Annotated in this window: 19 protein-coding genes; 16 read left to right on the top strand and 3 right to left on the bottom strand. The window is 71.8% G+C overall.

Translation table 11 applies throughout. The features are described from left to right. Positions 1-130: 130 nt before the first annotated feature. From AB8735_RS09035 to prcA, 4 genes are all read left to right on the top strand, one after another. The gene (locus AB8735_RS09035) at positions 131-349 is read left to right on the top strand and encodes a ubiquitin-like protein Pup (protein WP_344025019.1); all 219 of its coding nucleotides are present in this window, start codon (positions 131-133) and stop codon (positions 347-349) included. A 171-nt stretch (positions 350-520) separates the two neighbouring features. Further along, entirely contained in the window at positions 521-703 is a 183-nt protein-coding gene (locus AB8735_RS09030; protein ID WP_372406534.1) for an endonuclease domain-containing protein, read from the top strand. Beyond that, complete coding sequence (gene prcB, locus AB8735_RS09025; RefSeq protein WP_372406532.1) at positions 655-1,500, top strand: proteasome subunit beta; 846 nt, start codon at positions 655-657, stop codon at positions 1,498-1,500. Before AB8735_RS09030 ends, prcB begins: the two co-directional genes overlap by 49 nt. 38 nt (positions 1,501-1,538) lie before the next feature. Beyond that, on the top strand, positions 1,539-2,282 hold the full coding sequence (gene prcA / locus AB8735_RS09020; RefSeq protein WP_372406531.1) for a proteasome subunit alpha: 744 nt from the start codon (positions 1,539-1,541) through the stop codon (positions 2,280-2,282). Between the two features lie 204 nt (positions 2,283-2,486). On the opposite strand, the gene AB8735_RS09015 is transcribed toward prcA, so the two are convergent. Continuing rightward, positions 2,487-3,470, bottom strand: a complete 984-nt coding sequence (locus AB8735_RS09015; protein WP_372411801.1) for a LacI family DNA-binding transcriptional regulator — start codon at positions 3,468-3,470, stop codon at positions 2,487-2,489. Positions 3,471-3,665: 195 nt separating this feature from the next. On the opposite strand from AB8735_RS09015, the gene AB8735_RS09010 reads away from it, so the two are divergent. From AB8735_RS09010 to AB8735_RS08955, 12 genes are all read left to right on the top strand, one after another. Next, positions 3,666-4,925, top strand: coding sequence for an MFS transporter (locus AB8735_RS09010; protein ID WP_372406530.1), 1,260 nt, complete (start codon positions 3,666-3,668; stop codon positions 4,923-4,925). Positions 4,926-4,934: 9 nt separating this feature from the next. After that, positions 4,935-6,296 carry a Pup--protein ligase gene (gene pafA, locus AB8735_RS09005; protein ID WP_344027482.1) on the top strand — a complete coding sequence of 454 codons (1,362 nt, stop codon included), beginning with the start codon at positions 4,935-4,937 and terminating at the stop codon, positions 6,294-6,296. 130 nt (positions 6,297-6,426) lie between these two features. Further along, positions 6,427-7,467 (top strand): FKBP-type peptidyl-prolyl cis-trans isomerase, encoded by a 1,041-nt coding sequence (locus AB8735_RS09000; protein ID WP_372406528.1) that lies wholly within the window; start codon positions 6,427-6,429, stop codon positions 7,465-7,467. A 58-nt stretch (positions 7,468-7,525) separates the two neighbouring features. Then, the gene (locus AB8735_RS08995; protein ID WP_344027486.1) at positions 7,526-7,900 is read left to right on the top strand and encodes an FKBP-type peptidyl-prolyl cis-trans isomerase; all 375 of its coding nucleotides are present in this window, start codon (positions 7,526-7,528) and stop codon (positions 7,898-7,900) included. Between the two features lie 121 nt (positions 7,901-8,021). Beyond that, positions 8,022-9,011: a WYL domain-containing protein gene (locus AB8735_RS08990; protein WP_344027488.1), complete on the top strand. Its 990-nt coding sequence runs from the start codon at positions 8,022-8,024 to the stop codon at positions 9,009-9,011. Positions 9,012-9,035: 24 nt separating this feature from the next. Further along, positions 9,036-9,998, top strand: coding sequence for a helix-turn-helix transcriptional regulator (locus tag AB8735_RS08985; RefSeq protein WP_372406526.1), 963 nt, complete (start codon positions 9,036-9,038; stop codon positions 9,996-9,998). Positions 9,999-10,041: 43 nt separating this feature from the next. Beyond that, positions 10,042-10,275, top strand: coding sequence for a hypothetical protein (locus AB8735_RS08980; RefSeq protein WP_372411800.1), 234 nt, complete (start codon positions 10,042-10,044; stop codon positions 10,273-10,275). 30 nt (positions 10,276-10,305) lie between these two features. Next, positions 10,306-10,524, top strand: coding sequence for a hypothetical protein (locus tag AB8735_RS08975; RefSeq protein WP_344027492.1), 219 nt, complete (start codon positions 10,306-10,308; stop codon positions 10,522-10,524). A 229-nt stretch (positions 10,525-10,753) separates the two neighbouring features. Further along, complete coding sequence (tatA, locus tag AB8735_RS08970) at positions 10,754-11,041, top strand: Sec-independent protein translocase subunit TatA (protein WP_344027603.1); 288 nt, start codon at positions 10,754-10,756, stop codon at positions 11,039-11,041. A 49-nt stretch (positions 11,042-11,090) separates the two neighbouring features. Then, positions 11,091-12,041: a twin-arginine translocase subunit TatC gene (gene tatC, locus AB8735_RS08965; RefSeq protein WP_344027494.1), complete on the top strand. Its 951-nt coding sequence runs from the start codon at positions 11,091-11,093 to the stop codon at positions 12,039-12,041. 45 nt (positions 12,042-12,086) lie between these two features. Beyond that, positions 12,087-12,983: a diacylglycerol kinase gene (locus AB8735_RS08960; RefSeq protein ID WP_344027496.1), complete on the top strand. Its 897-nt coding sequence runs from the start codon at positions 12,087-12,089 to the stop codon at positions 12,981-12,983. Between the two features lie 82 nt (positions 12,984-13,065). Further along, positions 13,066-15,888: a DEAD/DEAH box helicase gene (locus AB8735_RS08955; protein WP_344027498.1), complete on the top strand. Its 2,823-nt coding sequence runs from the start codon at positions 13,066-13,068 to the stop codon at positions 15,886-15,888. A 147-nt stretch (positions 15,889-16,035) separates the two neighbouring features. On the opposite strand, the gene AB8735_RS08950 is transcribed toward AB8735_RS08955, so the two are convergent. Next, a complete protein-coding gene (locus AB8735_RS08950) occupies positions 16,036-17,001 on the bottom strand; it encodes a hypothetical protein (protein ID WP_372406523.1) in 966 nt (321 codons plus the stop codon). Positions 17,002-17,015: 14 nt separating this feature from the next. Further along, on the bottom strand, positions 17,016-17,879 hold the full coding sequence (locus AB8735_RS08945) for a siderophore-interacting protein (RefSeq protein WP_372406521.1): 864 nt from the start codon (positions 17,877-17,879) through the stop codon (positions 17,016-17,018). Positions 17,880-17,914 lie beyond the last annotated feature (35 nt).

Here is a 17,914-nt window from a genome sequence, read left to right as displayed (position 1 = left end):
GGCCCGGCCCGGGAATCATCGAGGTGGTTCCCGGACGTTCCAGAAAGTGCAGGGCCGATGTCGGACCCTGCTTGTAGGGTCAGAACAGATACGTCCGATCTTGTACGTCGAACCGAGCGGGGTGAGGGGTATGGCGACCAAGGACACCGGCGGCGGGCAGCAGAAGGCCACGCGCTCGACGGAGGAGGCCGAGGAGCAGGCGCAGGACGCGCAGGCTTCCGAGGACCTCAAGGAGCGGCACGAGAAGCTGTCGGACGACGTGGACTCGGTGCTGGACGAAATCGATGACGTGCTCGAGGAGAACGCCGAGGACTTCGTGCGCTCGTTTGTCCAGAAGGGTGGGCAGTAGGCCGCCTTTTACCTTTGAACCGAAGGTGACATGGGGGGATGAGTGGCGGAGCGGGAAAGGGCGAAGCGCTGCACGCCGTGCGGCGGTGCCACGCCGCGTGCACGCTCCGCCACCGGGCGGACGGACCGGGCGCCAGGGGGCGTCCGCCGTATCCGTCCCGCGGCCCCGGCCATGCATAGGGATCATCGCCACGAGACAGATAGGGTCCGTGGTGTCCTGCGCTTCAACTGCAACACCGGATTGGGACTGTTGAGAGACGATGCCGATGCCATCCGGCGGGCCATCGCATATCTGGAAGGAAACTCGTGGAAGCCAACCCTCGTAGCACCGGGCGTCTACCAGCTGCCTTCCTGACGCCGGGCTCGTCCTCGTTCACGGACTTCCTCGGCAGCCACGCGCCGGAGCTGCTGCCGGGCAACCGGCCGCTGCCGCCGGTCAAGGGGGCCGTCGAGATCCCGCACGGCACGACCATCGTCGCGGTCACCTACCGCGACGGGGTGGTGCTGGCCGGCGACCGGCGGGCCACCATGGGCAATGTCATCGCCCAGCGCGACATCGAGAAGGTCTTCCCGGCGGACGAGTACTCGGCCGTCGGCATCGCCGGCACGGCCGGTCTCGCCGTGGAGATGGTGAAGCTCTTCCAGCTGGAGCTGGAGCACTTCGAGAAGGTCGAGGGCGCCCAGCTCTCCCTGGAGGGCAAGGCCAACCGGCTCTCCACCATGATCCGGAGCAACCTCGGCATGGCCATGCAGGGCCTGGCCGTGGTGCCCCTCTTCGCCGGCTGGGACGTGGACCGGCAGAAGGGCCGGATCTTCTCCTACGACGTCACCGGCGGGCGTTCCGAGGAGCAGGGGTACGCGGCCACGGGGTCCGGGTCGATGTTCGCGCGGGGCTCGCTCAAGAAGCTGTTCCGGGACGGCCTCTCGGAGGACGAGGCCACCACGCTCGTCGTCCAGGCGCTCTACGACGCGGCGGACGACGACTCGGCGACCGGTGGCCCGGACCTGGCCCGCAGGATCTACCCGATCGTGACCGTCGTCTCCGACGAGGGCTTCCGCAAGCTCTCGGAGGAGCGGCTCCTCGGAACCGTCAGGGCGATCCACGAGCGTCGGCTGGAGGAGCCGGACGGCCCCCGCGCCGCCCTCCTCTAGTCATGCGTCTCCTACGAACAGAAAGGGATGGGTAGCCGGTGTCGACGCCGTTCTACGTCTCTCCCCAGCAGGCCATGGCCGACCGGGCCGAGTACGCCCGCAAGGGCATCGCGCGCGGTCGCAGCGTCGTGGTCCTCCAGTACAACGATGGCGTGGTCTTCGTTGCCGAGAACCCGTCCCGCGCGCTGCACAAGGTCAGTGAGATCTACGACCGCATCGCGTTCGCGGCGGTCGGCAAGTACAACGAGTTCGAGAACCTGCGCATCGGCGGTGTGCGCTACGCCGATCTGCGCGGTTACACCTACGACCGCGGGGACGTCACCGCGCGCGGTCTCGCCAACGTCTATGCGCAGACGCTCGGTTCGATCTTCTCCAGCGCGGCGGAGAAGCCGTACGAGGTCGAGCTGATCGTCGCCGAGGTCGGCGCGGGCCCCGAGGACGACCAGATCTACCGGCTGCCGCACGACGGTTCGATCGTCGACGAGCACGGCTCGGTGGCGGTCGGCGGCAACGCGGACCAGATCAGCAACTACCTCGGGCAGCGGCACCGGGACGGGATGACGCTGTCCGAGGCGCTCAAGCTCGCGGTGGAGTCGCTGGCGCGCGATACGAACGGTGCGGAACGGACGCTGACGGCCGAGCAGTTGGAGGTCGCGGTGCTGGACCGGACGCGGCCGCAGCAGCGGAAGTTCAAGCGGTTGCTGGGGCGGCAGTTGTCGAGCTTGTTGGAGGAGGGCGCCGCTCCCTCCCCGGACTCCGGGGAAGGGGACGACGCCTCGTAGGGCGCCTTTGGGGTTTGTGCCCCGGTCCCTCCCCCAGAGGGGGCACCCCCATTTCACCGTTTCTTCCGGGGAGACCCCGGACCCCATTCGCCCTTCGGGCGAAGTCCTCAAGCGCCGGACGGGCTGAAAATCAGCCCGTCCGGCGTTTGAGGACAACCCGCGCGGAGCGCAAAGAAACGGTGAAAGGGCGGGCCAGGGGCGGAATCAGCCGGTCACCGCAACCCCGCTCGACCCCCGCACCACCACCTCCACCGGCAACTCCCCGGCCCCGTCCGGCACTCCGTCCAGCACCGCCATCAACGCCCGCATCCCCGCCTCGCCCACCGCCTCCGCGGGCAGCCGTACGGTCGTCAGTTCCGGATCGACCGCCGTCGCCAGCGACAGATCCGTGAAGCCCGTCACCGAGAGATCGGCCGGGACCCTCAGCCCGCTCCGTCGCGCCGCCTTGCAGGCCCCCGCCGCGAGCATGTCGTCGTCGCAGACCAGGGCCGTCGGCCGCGGGCCCGGTGCCGTGAGCACCCGCTCCGCCGCCGCCCGCCCCGCGTCCACGTTCAGGGCCGCCGGTTCGGTCCGTACCAGCACCGCGTCGGGGACGTCGCGCAGGGCGGATTCCAGGGCCCGGGCCCGTACCCGGAAGGTCCAGGAGTCGACGTCGGCCGCCAGGTGGGCGAAGCGGCGGTGGCCCAGGTCCAGCAGGTGCCCGACGATCCGGCGCATGCCGTCCGCGATGGCCGGGTTGACCGTCGCCGAGGCGTCCGCGCCCGCGGGGTCGCTGTCGAGCATGACCAGTGGCAGGCCCCCGGCCCGCAGGTCCGCCAGGGCGTCGACCGCCATGGAGGACGCGATGACGCCGTCGATCGCCGAGCGCGCGGACGCGAAGGGGTCGCGGGCGGGGCCGACGCCTTCGGGGGAGGGGTAGAGCAGGACGCCGACGCCCTGTTCGCCCGCGGCGCGTGCGGCACCGGCGTAGACCCGGGCGAAGAACTCGTTCGTGAGGGCGGGCACCACGAGCAGGGCGGTCCGGGTGCGGCCGAGGCGCAGGTCCCGTGCGGCGAGATTGGGCCGGTAACCCAGCTCGCGGGCCGCGGCCCGCACCGCCTCCGCGCGCTGCTCGGAGACCCGTCCGCGCCATTTGTCCCCCATGACCAGGGATACTGTGGCTTGGGAGACTCCGGCGGCCCGGGCCACGTCCCGGCTGGTCGCCCGGGCGGGCGTGGCGTGTGCCCCCCGCACCGTGGGCCAGCGTCCGCCGGCCTTCTCGCGCTCCGTCACTGCTGTGACGCCCCCTTCCGTGGCTTGCTCGCGGCTGGACCCGTGAGTTACCGGCATGGTACGTATAACGGCCGAGGTTATACGTAAAACCACACCACTGAGAGGGACACGATGGCAGCCGGCTACGGCGACATGCTGAGGACGCGGTACGCGGCGCGACTGCTGACAGGCACCCTGGTGGGCCGGCTGCCCACCGCCACCGCCGCGCTCGCGATCGTGCTGTTCGCCCGTGCCGAGGGCGGCAGCTACACCCTCGCGAGCGCCCTGTCGGCCACCTACGGCGTGGCCAACGCCGTCGGCCAGCCGCTGCTCGGCCGGGCCGTCGACCTGCGCGGCCAGCCGAAGGTGATGCTGCCCGCCGCGCTCCTCTCCGCGCTGGGCATGGCGCTCTTCGCCGTCGTCGGCCTGGAGCCGCTGCCCGTCGCCTACGCCGCGATGATCGTCGCCGGCTTCTTCACCCCGCCGCTGGAGGGCGGCCTCCGGGCGCTGTGGCCGTCCGTCCTCAAGGACGAGAGCCGCATCCACGCCGCGTACGCCCTCGACGCCGTCGCCCAGGAAGTGATGTACGCGGCCGGTCCGCTGATCGTGATGCTGCTCGTCCACGAGTGGTCCGCGTCCGCCGCGCTGCTGGTCATCAACGTCCTCGGCGTCCTCGGCGCGCTGGCCGTCGTCACCTCGGCGCCCTCCCGGCAGTGGCGCAGCGAGCCGCGCGAGGCCCACTGGCTGGGCGCGCTGCGCTCGCGCGGGCTGCTGGTCGTCCTCGGCGCCTTCTTCTTCGTCGGCTCGGCCCTGGGGGCCATCAACGTGGCCGCCGTGGCCTACGCCGATGCCCACGGCAACGAGATGATCTCCAGCTATCTGCTCTCCGCCCTCAGCGCCGGAGCCCTCGTCGGCGGTGTCGTCTACGGTGCCCGGCAGTGGGCCGGCAGCCCCGAGACCCGGCTGCGGGCGATCATCGCCCTCCTGGCGCTCGGTTATCTGCCGCTGATCACCATGCCCGGCGTCATCGCGATGACCGTCCTCGCCGGGGTGGCCGGCGTCTTCCTTGCGCCCGCGCTCGCCTGTGCCTTCGTCGTCGTGGACCGGCACGCCCTGCGCGGCACCGCCACCGAGGCGTTCTCCTGGCTGATCACCTCCTTCGGCGTCGGTGCGTCCATAGGCGTCGGCATCGTCGGCCCGGCCGTCCAGGCCGGCGGCGCCCGGGCCGGCTTCGCGGTCGCCGCGGGAGGCGGCGTCGCGGCCGTGCTCGTCCTGCTCGCCGCCCGGCGCGCGCTGTCCGCCCCGGACACCCCGTCGGCTGTTGTCGCACGGTCGGAAAATGATCGGAACGCCGCCGTCGAACCCGGTTTCAGCGCAGGGCATCAGGCGTAATGTTCAGGCATGGACCGCCGCATTTTCGGGCTGGAGAACGAGTACGGCGTCACGTGCACCTTCAGGGGACAGCGCCGGCTGTCCCCTGACGAAGTGGCGCGGTACCTCTTCCGTCGTGTCGTTTCCTGGGGCCGCAGCAGCAATGTCTTCCTGCGCAACGGCGCCCGTCTCTATCTTGATGTGGGATCGCACCCGGAGTACGCAACACCGGAATGCGACAACGTGACCGAGCTGGTCACCCACGACAAGGCGGGCGAGCGCATTCTCGAGGGCCTGCTCGTCGATGCCGAACGCCGCCTGCACGAGGAGGGGATCGCGGGCGACGTCTATCTCTTCAAGAACAACACCGATTCGGCGGGGAACTCCTACGGCTGCCACGAGAACTATCTCGTGGCCAGACACGGGGAGTTCTCCCGTCTCGCGGACATCCTCATCCCGTTCCTGGTCACCCGGCAGCTGATCTGCGGGGCGGGCAAGGTCCTCCAGACGCCGCGCGGCGCCGTGTACTGCGTCAGCCAGCGCGCCGAGCACATCTGGGAGGGCGTCAGCTCCGCCACCACCCGCTCGCGCCCGATCATCAACACCCGGGACGAGCCGCACGCCGACGCCGAGCGCTACCGCCGGCTGCACGTGATCGTCGGCGACTCCAACATGTCGGAGACCACGATGCTGCTCAAGGTCGGCGCCACCGACCTCGTGCTGCGCATGATCGAGGCCGGCACCGTGATGCGCGACCTGACCCTGGAGAACCCCATCCGGGCCATCCGCGAGGTCAGCCACGACACCACGGGCCGGCGCAAGGTGCGCCTCGCCAGCGGGCGCGAGGCCTCGGCCCTGGAGGTGCAGCAGGAGTACTACGAGAAGGCCGTGGACTTCTGTGAGCGCCGGGGCATCCGCACCGGCACCGTCGAGCGGGTCCTGGAGCTGTGGGGCCGGGCCCTGGAGGCGATCCGGGACGAGGACCTGGACCGGATCTCCACCGAGATCGACTGGGTGATGAAGCACCAGCTCATCGAGCGCTACCGGGCGAAGAACAACATCAGCATGTCCCACCCGAGGGTGGCCCAGATAGACCTGGCGTACCACGACATCCACCGTCGCCGAGGGCTGTACTACCTGCTGGAGCGGCGCGGCCAGGCCGCACGGGTGTGCAACGACCTGAAGATCTTCGAGGGCAAGTCCGTTCCCCCGCAGACCACCAGGGCGCGGCTGCGCGGCGATTTCATCCGGCGCGCACAGGAACAGCGCCGGGACTTCACCGTCGACTGGGTGCATCTCAAGCTCAACGACCAGGCGCAGCGCACGGTGTTGTGCAAGGACCCGTTCCGGTCGGTGGACGACCGGGTGGAAAAACTGATCGCCGGAATGTGAGCTTTCGCGGATGCGGTGCGCCGGGCCGTCGTTCCCGGCGCACCGCCGTGTCGGAGCGGAGTTGATCGGGCGGACGCAGGCCGTAGAGTGGCGGGCACTGTTCAGCCACCCCCTAGCCCGAGTTGGACCGATGCTGCGATTCACCGCGGGACGAACCCCGCACTCCCGTATCCATTCGAAGAGCACGCGCCGGCTGGCGACGGCGCTGGCCGTGCCCGTTCTGCTGCTGGGCGCCGCCGCGTGCGGGTCCGACGACGGCGGTTCCGGCAGCAGTTCGGGTTCCGGGAAGATCTCGGTGGAGGGGGCCTTCGGGCAGCCGCCGAAGATCTCGGTGTCGAAGGACGCCAAGGCGCCGGACGAGATCAAGGTCAACACGGTGACCGAGGGCAAGGGCACGGCGGTGGCGAAGGGCGACTTCGTCCGCTTCGACTACGCGGTGCAGACGACCAAGGAGGGCATGACGCCCCAGGGGTCGTGGGCCGAGTCCCAGGGCGGCTCCGCCAAGGGGCCGCGCCGCTCGATGGTGCAGCAGGTGGGCGGTGCGGGTTCGGTCCCGGCGTCGGTGTTCGACAAGCTGGTGGGCCACAAGGCCGGCAGCCGGGTGTGGGCCGAGGGCACGGTCAAGTCGATGTACGGCGCGCAGCTCCCGCAGAACGGGCTCAACCCCGACGACGGCCTGATCTGGGTCATCGACGTGGTGAACGCGGCGAAGATCGACCCCAAGGGCGAGGCCAAGGGCGAGCAGGCCAAGCCCGAGGCAGGCATGCCGGAGGTCAAGGTGGAGCCGGGGAAGGCCGCGGAGATCACCGTCCCCAAGGGGGAGAAGCCGCCGAAGGAGCTCAAGGAGCAGGTGCTGATCAAGGGGGACGGCCCGGAGCTCAAGGCCGGTGACGGGCTGGTCGGCCAGTACACGGGGGTGTTCTGGGACGGCGGCAAGAAGTTCGACGCGTCCTGGGACCACAAGGACGCGCCCGGTGCCACGGGCTTCCAGATCGGCACCTCCTCGGTGATCGCCGGCTGGGACAAGGGCCTGGTGGGCAAGCACGTCGGGGACCGCGTCCTGCTGGTCATCCCGCCGGACCTGGCCTACGGCGACACCCCGCCGCCGGGCAGCAACATCCCCAAGGGGGCCACGCTGGTCTTCGTCGTGGACATCGTGGGCAAGGTCTGATCGCAGATCTGCGAAACTTGCACGGTTGTCCGCAGAATCCGTTCGTAGGAGTACTTACGTGAGCATCGAGAAGCCCGAGATCGACTTCCCCGAGGGTCCGGCCCCGACCGACCTGGAGATCGTCGACCTCTGGGAGGGCGACGGCGCGGTGGCCAAGGCCGGCGACTTCGTCAAGGTCCACTACGTGGGCGTCGCCTACTCCACCGGTGAGGAGTTCGACGCGAGCTGGAACCGCGGCCGTCCGCTGGACTTCAAGCTCGGTGCCGGCCAGGTCATCGAGGGCTGGGACAAGGGCATCCAGGGCATGAAGGTCGGCGGCCGCCGCCGGCTGACCATCCCCGCCCACCTCGCGTACGGCGAGCGCGGCGCCGGCGGCGGCGTGATCGCCCCGGGCGAGACGCTGATCTTCGTCTGCGACCTGATGGGCGTCTGAGTCCAGGCCGCACCTTCCGAGGGCCCGCGCTCCGTGCGCGGGCCCTCGGCTTTTGCCGTGTGACGCGTGAGCGGTACGGTCATCGGTTGAAAGAACATGAGAAGAGGGCGAGAGGGCGTCGATGGCGATTGCCAAGGCCGAGCGGCTGATGAACCTGGCGCTGTGCCTGCTGGGGACGCGGCGTCCGCTCAGCAAGCGGGAGTTGCGGGCGTCCATCGAGGCCTATATCGAAGCCTTCGGCGCCGGCCCGCAGGACGTGGAGGCGTCCGGCGGCAGTGACGACGCCTTCAACCGCATGTTCGAGCGCGACAAGGAGGACCTCCGCGAGCTCGGTCTGATCATCGAGACCGTCGAGGGCGTGGACGGCGAGACCGGCTATCTGGCCCGCCGCGACAGCAACCGCCTCCCCCCGATCACCCTCGACGCCGAGGAGGCCGCGGCCCTGGGCCTGGCGGCCAAGGTCTGGCAGCAGGCCCGGCTCGCGGCCGCCGCCAGCGGCGCCCTGCAGAAGCTGCGCGCGGCCGGCATGCCCGAGGCGGAGGACGCGCACGAGGGCCACGGCGCCCTGGAGACCCGCATCCCCGTCCACGAGGCCGCGTTCGAGCCGTTGATGCTCGCGGCCCGCGACCGGCGCCCGGTCGTCTTCGACTACCGCAAGGCCAACGCCGCCCGGCCCGAGCAGCGGCACGTCGAGCCGTGGACGCTGGAGTGCTGCCGCGGCCACTGGTACCTCGCCGGCTGGGACCGCGACCGCGGCGCCGAGCGCGTCTTCCGGCTCTCCCGGATCACCGGCCGGGTGCGCTCCCGCGCCCTGCCCTTCACCGCGCCGGTCCCCGACCACGTCACCGTCCGCGAGACCGTCGAGGCATGGGCGGGCGAGACGGCCACCGGGACCGCCCGGATCAAGGTCCGCGCCGGGCACGGCTATCCGCTGCGCTCCCGCGCCACCGCGCTGCGCGACCTCGGCGACGGCTGGGACGAGCTGGAGATCCCCTACGGGCACGGGCTGGACGCCTGGCTCGTCGAATTCGGCCCGGACGTGGTCGTCCTGGAACCCGCCGAGCTGCGGGACGGCGTACTCGACCGGCTGCGTGCCGTGGCCAAGGGCTGAGGAAGGGAACGGGAACGACTTCTCATGGCCGGAAACGCCATCGACCAGACGCGGCGCATGCTGTCGCTGGTGACCTATCTGCGCGAGCGCCCCGGCGCCCGCGTCGCCGACGTGGCGCGCGCCTTCGGCATCACCGAGGACGAGCTGATCGGCGATCTCGACGTGCTGCCGATGTGCGGCACCAGCTTCCGCGGCGGCGACCTGCTGGACATCGACACCGACGGCGACCGCATCTGGTGGCACAACCCGGACGCGTCCGGCAGCAGCACGGGCGAGCCGCTGCGGCTGGCCGCCGACGAGGCCACCGCGCTGCTGGTGGCCGCCCGGGCGGTGGCCACGCTGCCGGGCCTGCGCGAGGGCGACCGGAACGCCCTGGTGCGCGCCACCGCCAAGATCGAGGCCGCCGCCGGCGAGGCGGCGGGCGCCAGCTCCCGGCTCTCGGTGACCTTCGAGTCCGAGGGCGGGGTCTTCGCCGACGTCGACCGGGCCATCGCCGAGCGCCGCCGGCTGTGGGTGCGCTACTACTCGCCGGCCCGCGACGAGCTGACCGAGCGCGAGGTCGACCCCATCCGGCTGTTCGCGGTCGGCCACACCTATATGGAGGCCTGGTGCCGGCTCTCGGAGGCCCGGCGCACCTTCCGCCTCGACCGGGTGGCCGAGATCCGGCTGCTCGACGAGCCGGCCGACCCGCCGCCCGTCGAGCCGCGCGACCTGTCGGCAGGACTGGTGCAGCCCGCCGCCGAGGACCCGGAGGTCGTCGTCGAGGTGGGGCCGGGCGGCCGCTGGGTCGCCGAGTACTACCCGCACGACAGCGCCGAGGAGCTGCCCGACGGCGGCCTGCGGATCACGCTGCGCACCCCCGACCCGGCCTCCCTGCGCCGGCTGGCCCTGCGGCTCGGCCGGGACGGCCGGATCGTCGCGCCGCCGGAGCTGGCCGCGAGCGCGCGGGAGGCGGCGCGCGAGGCCCTCGCGGCGTACGGCGAGTGAGGCGGGCCGGGTGAGGACGGTGAGCGGGCGCGTGACGGACACGATGGACGCCATGGACGCGGCGGTCTTCAAGGCCGCCTGCCCCGACTGCCGGGGCTGCTTCGAGCTGACCGCGGGGGCCCTGCGACTGGCGATCGGGGCGAGCCGGCGCACCACGTTCTACTCGTTCACCTGCCCCGACTGCGGCGCGGCCGTCCGCAAACCGGCGGGGGAGCGGATCGTCGAGCTGCTCACCGGCGGCGGGGTGCGCACCCTGCGGCTGCACTCGACTGCCTGAGCATGTGCACGTCCCGGTAGGTTTGGCCCCATGCTCTACCCCATGCTCGCCGTCGCCCTCGCCTTCTGCGGCATCGCCGTCCTCGGCGTCCTCGCCGCCCGTGTCCTGGCGGAAGTGCGGCGGCTGGCGCGGCAGGTCGAGGAGAGTTCGCACAGGATCACCCGGGCGAGCGAGGATCTCGAACGCGCCGCGGTCCCGCTCGCGGCCCGGGCCGCGCGGGTCGGGCAGGGTGCGCACGGCGACAGGTGACGGCCGACAGGCCCCTGCTGTGCCGGGAGCGCTGCCGGTACGCTGGTGCGGGTGGCCCTGCCGACGAAGCGGAGGGCCGCATGCCGGAACAGCGGGAACGACGCGTGGGGATTGCCGGGCGTTCACCCCTCCGCGTTACGATCGCTCCCGGTGCCACGGGCGGACACCTGTCCGCCGGTCGCCGGTTCCACACCCCAATACCGCTTCGGTGAGAAGGTAAACGCTTATGTTGTTCGGACGGCTCGGGGCCCCCGAGATCATCCTCATTCTCGTCGTTGTCGTGCTGCTGTTCGGCGCCAAGAAGCTTCCCGACATGGCGCGTGCCCTCGGCAAGTCCGCCCGCATCCTCAAGAGCGAGGCCAAGGCGATGAAGTCGGAGGGCGGGGACAAGGCCGCGGCCCCGGCCGACGCGTCCACCCCCGCGCAGGCCGAGGCGCCCCGTACGATCAAGGCCGCTCCCGGCGACGTGTCCTCCCGGCCGGTCCAGGAGCCGGCCGACCGCACGACGCAGCGCTGACACTCCGGATAGTCGCGGTTAGCCGCACCGCACGAGATAGGGACGTGGGTTGCCCAAGTCTGCCCGCAAGAAGGTGAAGGACCCCGAGGGGCGGATGCCGCTCGCGGAGCATCTCCGCGAGTTGCGCAACCGGCTGGCGAAGTCGGTCATCGCGATTGTGATCATCTCGATCGTCTCGGCCGTCTATTACCGCGAGATCATCGAGGTTTTCCAGCGCCCGATCCAGGACGCCGTCGGCTGCGACTTCTCCCTCTCGGAACTCCTCAAGAAGAAGTCCGACACCACGGTCCCGTGCGCCACCCTCACCATGTCGGGCCTCACCGGACCCTTCGCCCTGGTGATGAAGGTCTCGCTGGTCTCCGGCCTGGTGCTGTCCTGCCCGGTCTGGCTCTACCAGCTGTGGGCCTTCCTCGCGCCCGGTCTGCACCGGAAAGAGAAGAAGTACGCGCTGAGCTTCGTCGCGGCCGGTGTCCCGCTCTTCGCGGGCGGTGCCTGGTTCGCCTACACGGTCCTGCCCGCGGCTGCCAAGGCCCTGATCGGTTTCACCCCGCAGGGCGTCAACAACCTTCTGCCGCTGGACGACCTGCTCGACCTGATCATGCGGCTGGTCATCGTGTTCGGCATCTCCTTCGAGCTGCCCCTGCTGCTCATGCTGCTCAACTTCAGCGGCATCCTCACCGGCCGCCGGATGCTGGGCTGGTGGCGCGGCATGATCATGGGCGTCACGATCTTCGCGGCCGTGGCCACGCCGACCGTGGACCCGTACTCGATGTTCGCGCTGGCCGGGCCGATCGTCGCCCTCTACTTCATCGCCGTCGGCATCGCGCTGCTCAACGACAAGCGCCGGAAGCTGAGCAACCCCGACCGGCTGCTCGACGACGACGAGGCCTCCCCGCTGGACCTGACCCCCGAGCCGGTCGCCGACGTGGAGCCGGTGCCCACCCACGAGGGCCACAACGGGACGCCCGTCCGCCGCTCCGGCTACGACGACGTCACCTGACCCCGAGCCCTGCCCGGTCCGTCCGCGACCGGGTAGGGTCCGCGCGTGACCAGCGACCTCACGCTCTTCGTCAATCCCACGGCGGGCCGCGGCCGGGGCACCCGGGCCGCCGGCCCCGCCGCCCGGGTGCTGCGCGACGCCGGGTACTCCGTCCGCACCGTGCTGGGCACGGACGCCCCCGACGCGCTGCGCCGGGCCCGTGAAGCGGTGGCCGGCGGTACGGGGGCGCTGGTCGCGGTCGGCGGGGACGGGCTCGTCTCGCTGGCGCTGCAGGCGGTCGCGGGGACGGACGTGCCGCTCGGCGTCGTGGCCGTCGGCACCGGCAACGACTTCGCCCGCGCGGTCGGCCTGCCCGTCCGCGACCCGGAGGCGGCCGCGCGGCTGATCGCCCGCTCCCTCAAGGAGGACGGCGGACGGCCCCTCGACCTCGGCCGCACCGGCGGCGGCACCTGGTTCGGCACCGTCCTCGCCTCCGGGCTCGACTCCCGGGTCAACGACCGCGGCAACCGGATGCGCCTCCCCGCCGGGCGGTTCCGCTACGACCTCGCCCTGCTCGCCGAACTGGCCGCCCTGCGGACGGTCCCCTACCGGCTGCGGCTCGACGACGGACCGGTGCGCGAGGTGGAGGCCACCCTGATCGCCGTCGGCAACACCGACGCGTACGGCGGCGGGATGCGCATGTGCGCCGGGGCGCGGGCGGACGACGGGCTCTTCGGCGTCACGGTCGTCGGCCCGTGCAGCCGGACGACGCTGCTGCGGGTCTTCCCCCGGGTCTACCGCGGGACGCACCTCACCCACCCCGCCGTCACCGTCCTCAGCGCGGCCCGGGTGACGCTGGAGGCACCCGGGGTGACCGGCTACGCGGACGGGGAGCCGCTCGGGCCGCTGCCGGTCACCGCGGAGACCGTGCCCGGGGCGGTACGGGTGCTGGGGGCCTCCTAGGACACGCCCCAGGGGGGTCCCGCAAGAGGGTCCGTTAAAGATCAGGTGCCTGTCAGACGTCACCGGTAGGCTCGTAGACAAGATGACCGAGGACATGTCCCCTGCTGAGCGCTACGCCCTGGCGAAGCGGCGCGCCGCGGAGCAGGCCACCGCGCTGGCCCCCTTCCGCGAGATGTACGACTTCGAGCTGGATGCCTTCCAGATCGACGCCTGCAAGGCCCTGGAAGCCGGAAAGGGCGTGCTGGTCGCGGCGCCCACCGGCTCGGGCAAGACCATCGTCGGCGAGTTCGCCGTCCACCTGGCCCTCACCCAGGGCCGCAAATGCTTCTACACCACCCCGATCAAGGCGCTGTCGAACCAGAAGTTCAACGACCTCGTCAAGCGCTACGGCGAGGGCAAGGTCGGCCTGCTGACCGGCGACAACAGCATCAACGCCGACGCCCCGGTGCTCGTGATGACCACCGAGGTCCTGCGCAACATGCTCTACGCCGGCTCGCAGGCCCTCAACGGCCTGGGCCACGTGGTCATGGACGAGGTGCACTACCTCTCCGACCGCTTCCGCGGCGCCGTCTGGGAAGAGGTGATCATCCACCTCCCCGAGTCCGTGACCCTGGTCTCCCTGTCGGCCACGGTCTCCAACGCCGAGGAGTTCGGCGACTGGCTGGACACCGTCCGCGGCGACACCGAGGTGATCGTCTCCGAGCACCGGCCCGTCCCGCTGTGGCAGCACGTGCTCGCCGGGCGGCGGATGTACAACCTCTTCGAGGAGAAGACCGGCCCCGACGGCACCCCCGTCACCGGCCGCCGCGAGGTCAACCCCGACCTCGTCCGCCTGGCCCGGATGGAGAACAGCCGCCCCCTGGGCCGCGACCGGCGGCGCGGCAAGATGCTGCGCGAGGCCGACCGCGAGCGCGAGCGCCGTCAGCGCAGCCGCATCTGGACCCCCAGCCGGGTCGAGGTGATCGAACGGCTCGACGCCGAGGGCCTGTTGCCCGCCATCACCTTCATCTTCAGCCGGGCCGGCTGCGAATCCGCCGTCCAGCAGTGCCTCTACGCCGGGCTGCGGCTCAACGACGACGAGGCCCGCCGCCGGGTCCGCGAGATCGTCGAGGAGCGCACCGCCGCCATTCCCGACGAAGACCTGCACGTCCTGGGCTACTTCGAGTGGCTGGAGGGGCTGGAGCGGGGCATCGCCGCGCACCACGCGGGCATGCTGCCGACCTTCAAGGAGGTCGTCGAGGAGCTCTTCGTCAAGGGCCTGGTCAAGGCGGTGTTCGCCACCGAGACCCTGGCCCTGGGCATCAACATGCCCGCCCGCTCGGTGGTGTTGGAGAAGCTCGTCAAGTGGAACGGCGAGCAGCACGCCGACATCACCCCCGGCGAGTACACCCAGCTCACCGGCCGGGCCGGCCGCCGCGGCATCGACGTCGAGGGGCACGCGGTCGTCCTGTGGCAGCGCGCCATGGACCCGGGCGCCCTCGCCGGCCTGGCCGGCACCCGGACGTATCCGCTGAGATCGAGCTTCAAGCCGTCGTACAACATGGCGGTCAACCTCGTCTCGCAGTTCGGCCGGCACCGCTCGCGGGAGCTGCTGGAGACCTCGTTCGCCCAGTTCCAGGCCGACCGCTCGGTCGTCGGCATCTCCCGCCAGGTGCAGCGCAACGAGGAGGGCCTGGAGGGCTACCGCGAGGCCATCACCTGCCACCTCGGCGACTTCGAGGAGTACGCGGCGCTGCGCCGCGAGCTCAAGGAGCGCGAGAACGAGCTGGCCAAGCAGGGCGCCTCCCAGCGCCGGGCGGCCGCCGCGGCGGCGCTGGAGAAGCTCAAGCCGGGCGACGTCATCCACGTGCCGACCGGCAAGTTCGCCGGGCTCGCGCTGGTGCTGGACCCGGGGCTGCCCGGGCGCAGCGACCGGCACCGCGGCCTCGACCCGTACGACGGGCCGCGCCCGCTGGTGCTCACCGCCGAGCGGCAGGTCAAGCGGCTGGCCGCGATCGACTTCCCGGTGCCGGTGGAGCCGCTGGAGCGGATGCGCATCCCGCGCACCTTCAACCCGCGCTCGCCGCAGTCCCGTCGGGACCTGGCCTCCGCGCTGCGCACCAAGGCCGGGCACATCGTGCCCGAGCGGCACCGCAAGGCCCGCTCGGCGGCCGCGGACGACACCGCGATCGCCCGCCTCCGCACGGAGATCCGGGCGCACCCCTGCCACGGCTGCGACGAGCGCGAGGACCACGCCCGCTGGTCCGAGCGCTACCACCGGCTGCTGCGGGACACCCGCCAGCTGGAGCGGCGCATCGAGGGCCGGACGAACACCATCGCCCGCACCTTCGACCGCATCTGCGCCCTGCTGACCGACCTCGACTACCTGCGGGGCGAGGAGGTCACCGAGCACGGCAAGCGCCTGGCCCGGCTCTACGGCGAGCTGGACCTGCTGGCCTCCGAGTGCCTGCGCGAGGGCGTCTGGGACGGGCTGGGCCCGGCCGAGCTGGCGGCCTGCGCCTCGGCCCTGGTCTACGAGGCCCGGGCGGCCGACGAGGCCGTGGCGCCCAAGCTGCCCTCCGGGGAGGCGAAGGCCGCGCTCGCGGAGATGGTCCGCATCTGGGGCCGGCTGGACGCCCTGGAGGAGGACCACCGCATCAAGGCGGCGGAGGGCGTCGGTCAGCGCGAGCCGGACCTCGGCTTCGCGTGGGCCGCTTATCGCTGGGCGTCCGGGCATGGTCTGGACGAGGTGCTGCGGGAGATCGAGATGCCGGCGGGGGACTTCGTCCGGTGGTGCAAGCAGCTGATCGACGTGCTGGGGCAGATTGCTGCGGCGGCGCCGCATGGCAGTCCGGTGGCGCGTAATGCTCGCAAGGCGGTCGAGGGGTTGCTGCGGGGGGTTGTGGCGTACTCGTCGGTGGGGTGAGGGTGGGGGCGGGCTTGCGCCCGGGAGTTTTTGCCCCGGTCCCGCCCTTTCACCGTTTCTTCCGGGGAGACCCCGGACCCCATTCGCCCTTCGGGCGAAGTCCTCAAGCGCCGGACGGGCTGAACAGCCCGTCCGGCGCTTGGTACTTCACCAGGAGTCGGCATCCCGCTTGCGGCGTCTGCCCACCAGCCAGTACGTCACCGACGCCGCCACCAGCGCCGCCGCCGAGGAGATCCCGACCACGGCGGCCGTGCCGAAACCGCCGCCCCCGCCCCCGCCTTCGTCCTCGTCGGGTGCCGTCTCGCTCGTCCGGTCGATGGCCCCCTTGTAGGAGCGCGGGCCCGCGCAGAAGTCGCGGTTGCCGGGGTCCATCGCCTCCGGCACGGTCAGCTTCGCCGAGACCAGCGGGGAGTCGGTGTCGTCGTCCGGGGTGAGGTCCACCGCGTAGGTGCCGGGCGGGATGTCGCAGCGCACCATTCCGGCGAGCTCCGTCCAACCCCCGTTCCCCTTGCCCTCCTTGAAGCGCTTCGTGGCCCGCTTGGCGGGGGTGGCGAAGGCGGGCGACCGGAGGGTGAGCGTGTCGTAGGCGTCGAGCGTGGCCCGGTCGGCCGCGATGGTGAAGACGGCTTCGCTGCCGCGCTGGGGCTCGCGCCCGCCGGTGTTCAGTGACAGGTCCAGGCCGGGGACCGAGGTCGGTGGAGCGTCGTCGGTGCAGCCGGCCGCCGCGCTGCCGGTCACGGTCAGCCGGGTCTCCGCGGCCGGCTTCTTCGCGCCGTCGAGCCGGACCGTCAGCGGGTACGTCCCGGGGCGGGCCCCGCACCGCACCCGGCCCTCGGTGTGGATGACCGCCTGGTCCGCCTTGTTGTGGCCGAAGTGCCGCTTCAGGACCTCGGTCTTCCCGGTCAGGGCGGGTGACTCGACGGTCACGCGGCCGATGCCGTCCGCGACCTCGTCACGGATCGAGACCGTGAGATCTACGGCGCCGCCGGGACGGGCCGGCGACGGCTCGTTGACGATGGTGTCGTCGAAGTCGGCCGCGGCGGTGGCGGCGGAGGTCAGCACCAGCGCCGCGGTGGCCAGTCCGGCGAGGGATATCCGTGCGGGAGAGGACATGCGGCGACGATACGTCAGCCGGCGACGGGCGAAGCACCCTCCTGCTCCGCCTCGATCCGCTGGTTCCACTCGCGCTTCGACGCCTGCCAGCCGTCCTCGTCGTGCCCCCGGCGCCAGTAGCCGGAGATCGACAGCCGCTCGCGCGGGATCTCCCGCTCCAGGCGCAGATGGCGGCGCAGCTCCTTGACGAAGCCGGCCTCGCCGTGGACGAACGCGTGCACGTCGCCGTCGGGGAAGCCGAGCGTGCGCACGGCCTCCACCAGCTTCCGGCCCACCGGCGCGGTGCCCCGGTGCAGCCAGGTGATCTCGATGCCGGGCGCGAGGTCCAGCTTCTGCTCCTCGCCCGGGTCGGCGATCTCGACGAAGGCGTGCACCACGGCGTCCGGGGCCTCGTCGGAGAGCCGCTCCAGCGCGGCGCCGATCGCGGGCAGGGCGCTCTCGTCGCCCGCCAGCAGATGCCAGTCCGCGGCCGGGTCGGGGGAGTAGGCGCCGCCGGGGCCCTGGAAGAGCAGCTCGGTGCCGGGCTCGGCGGCGGCCGCCCACGGCCCGGCCAGGCCCTCGTCGCCGTGCACGACGAAGTCGATCGCCAGCTCGCGGGCCGTGCGGTCGAAGGAGCGCACGGTGTAGGTGCGCGTCCGGGGCCACTGGTCGCGCGGGAACTCCGCGCGGACGGCGTCGATGTCGAAGGGCTCGGGGTAGGCGACGCCCTCCAGCGGGAAGAGCAGCTTGACGTAGTGGTCCGTGTGCGCGCCCGCGCCGAACGCGTCCAGTCCCTCGCCGCCCAGCACGACCCGCACCATGTGCGGGCTCAGCCACTCGGTGCGCACCACGTGCGCCCGGTGCAGCGGACGCTTCTTCGGGACCGGACGGTCAGCCATGAGGTCTCCCCTGAGGGCACGGGCCTGCGGGCACA

Origin of the sequence: Streptomyces luteireticuli (genome assembly GCF_041519305.1) — a bacterium.
Classification (GTDB): domain Bacteria; phylum Actinomycetota; class Actinomycetes; order Streptomycetales; family Streptomycetaceae; genus Streptomyces; species Streptomyces luteireticuli.
The sequence above is the reverse complement of the archived record's forward strand: the minus strand, read 5'-3'. Positions and strand labels throughout refer to the sequence as shown.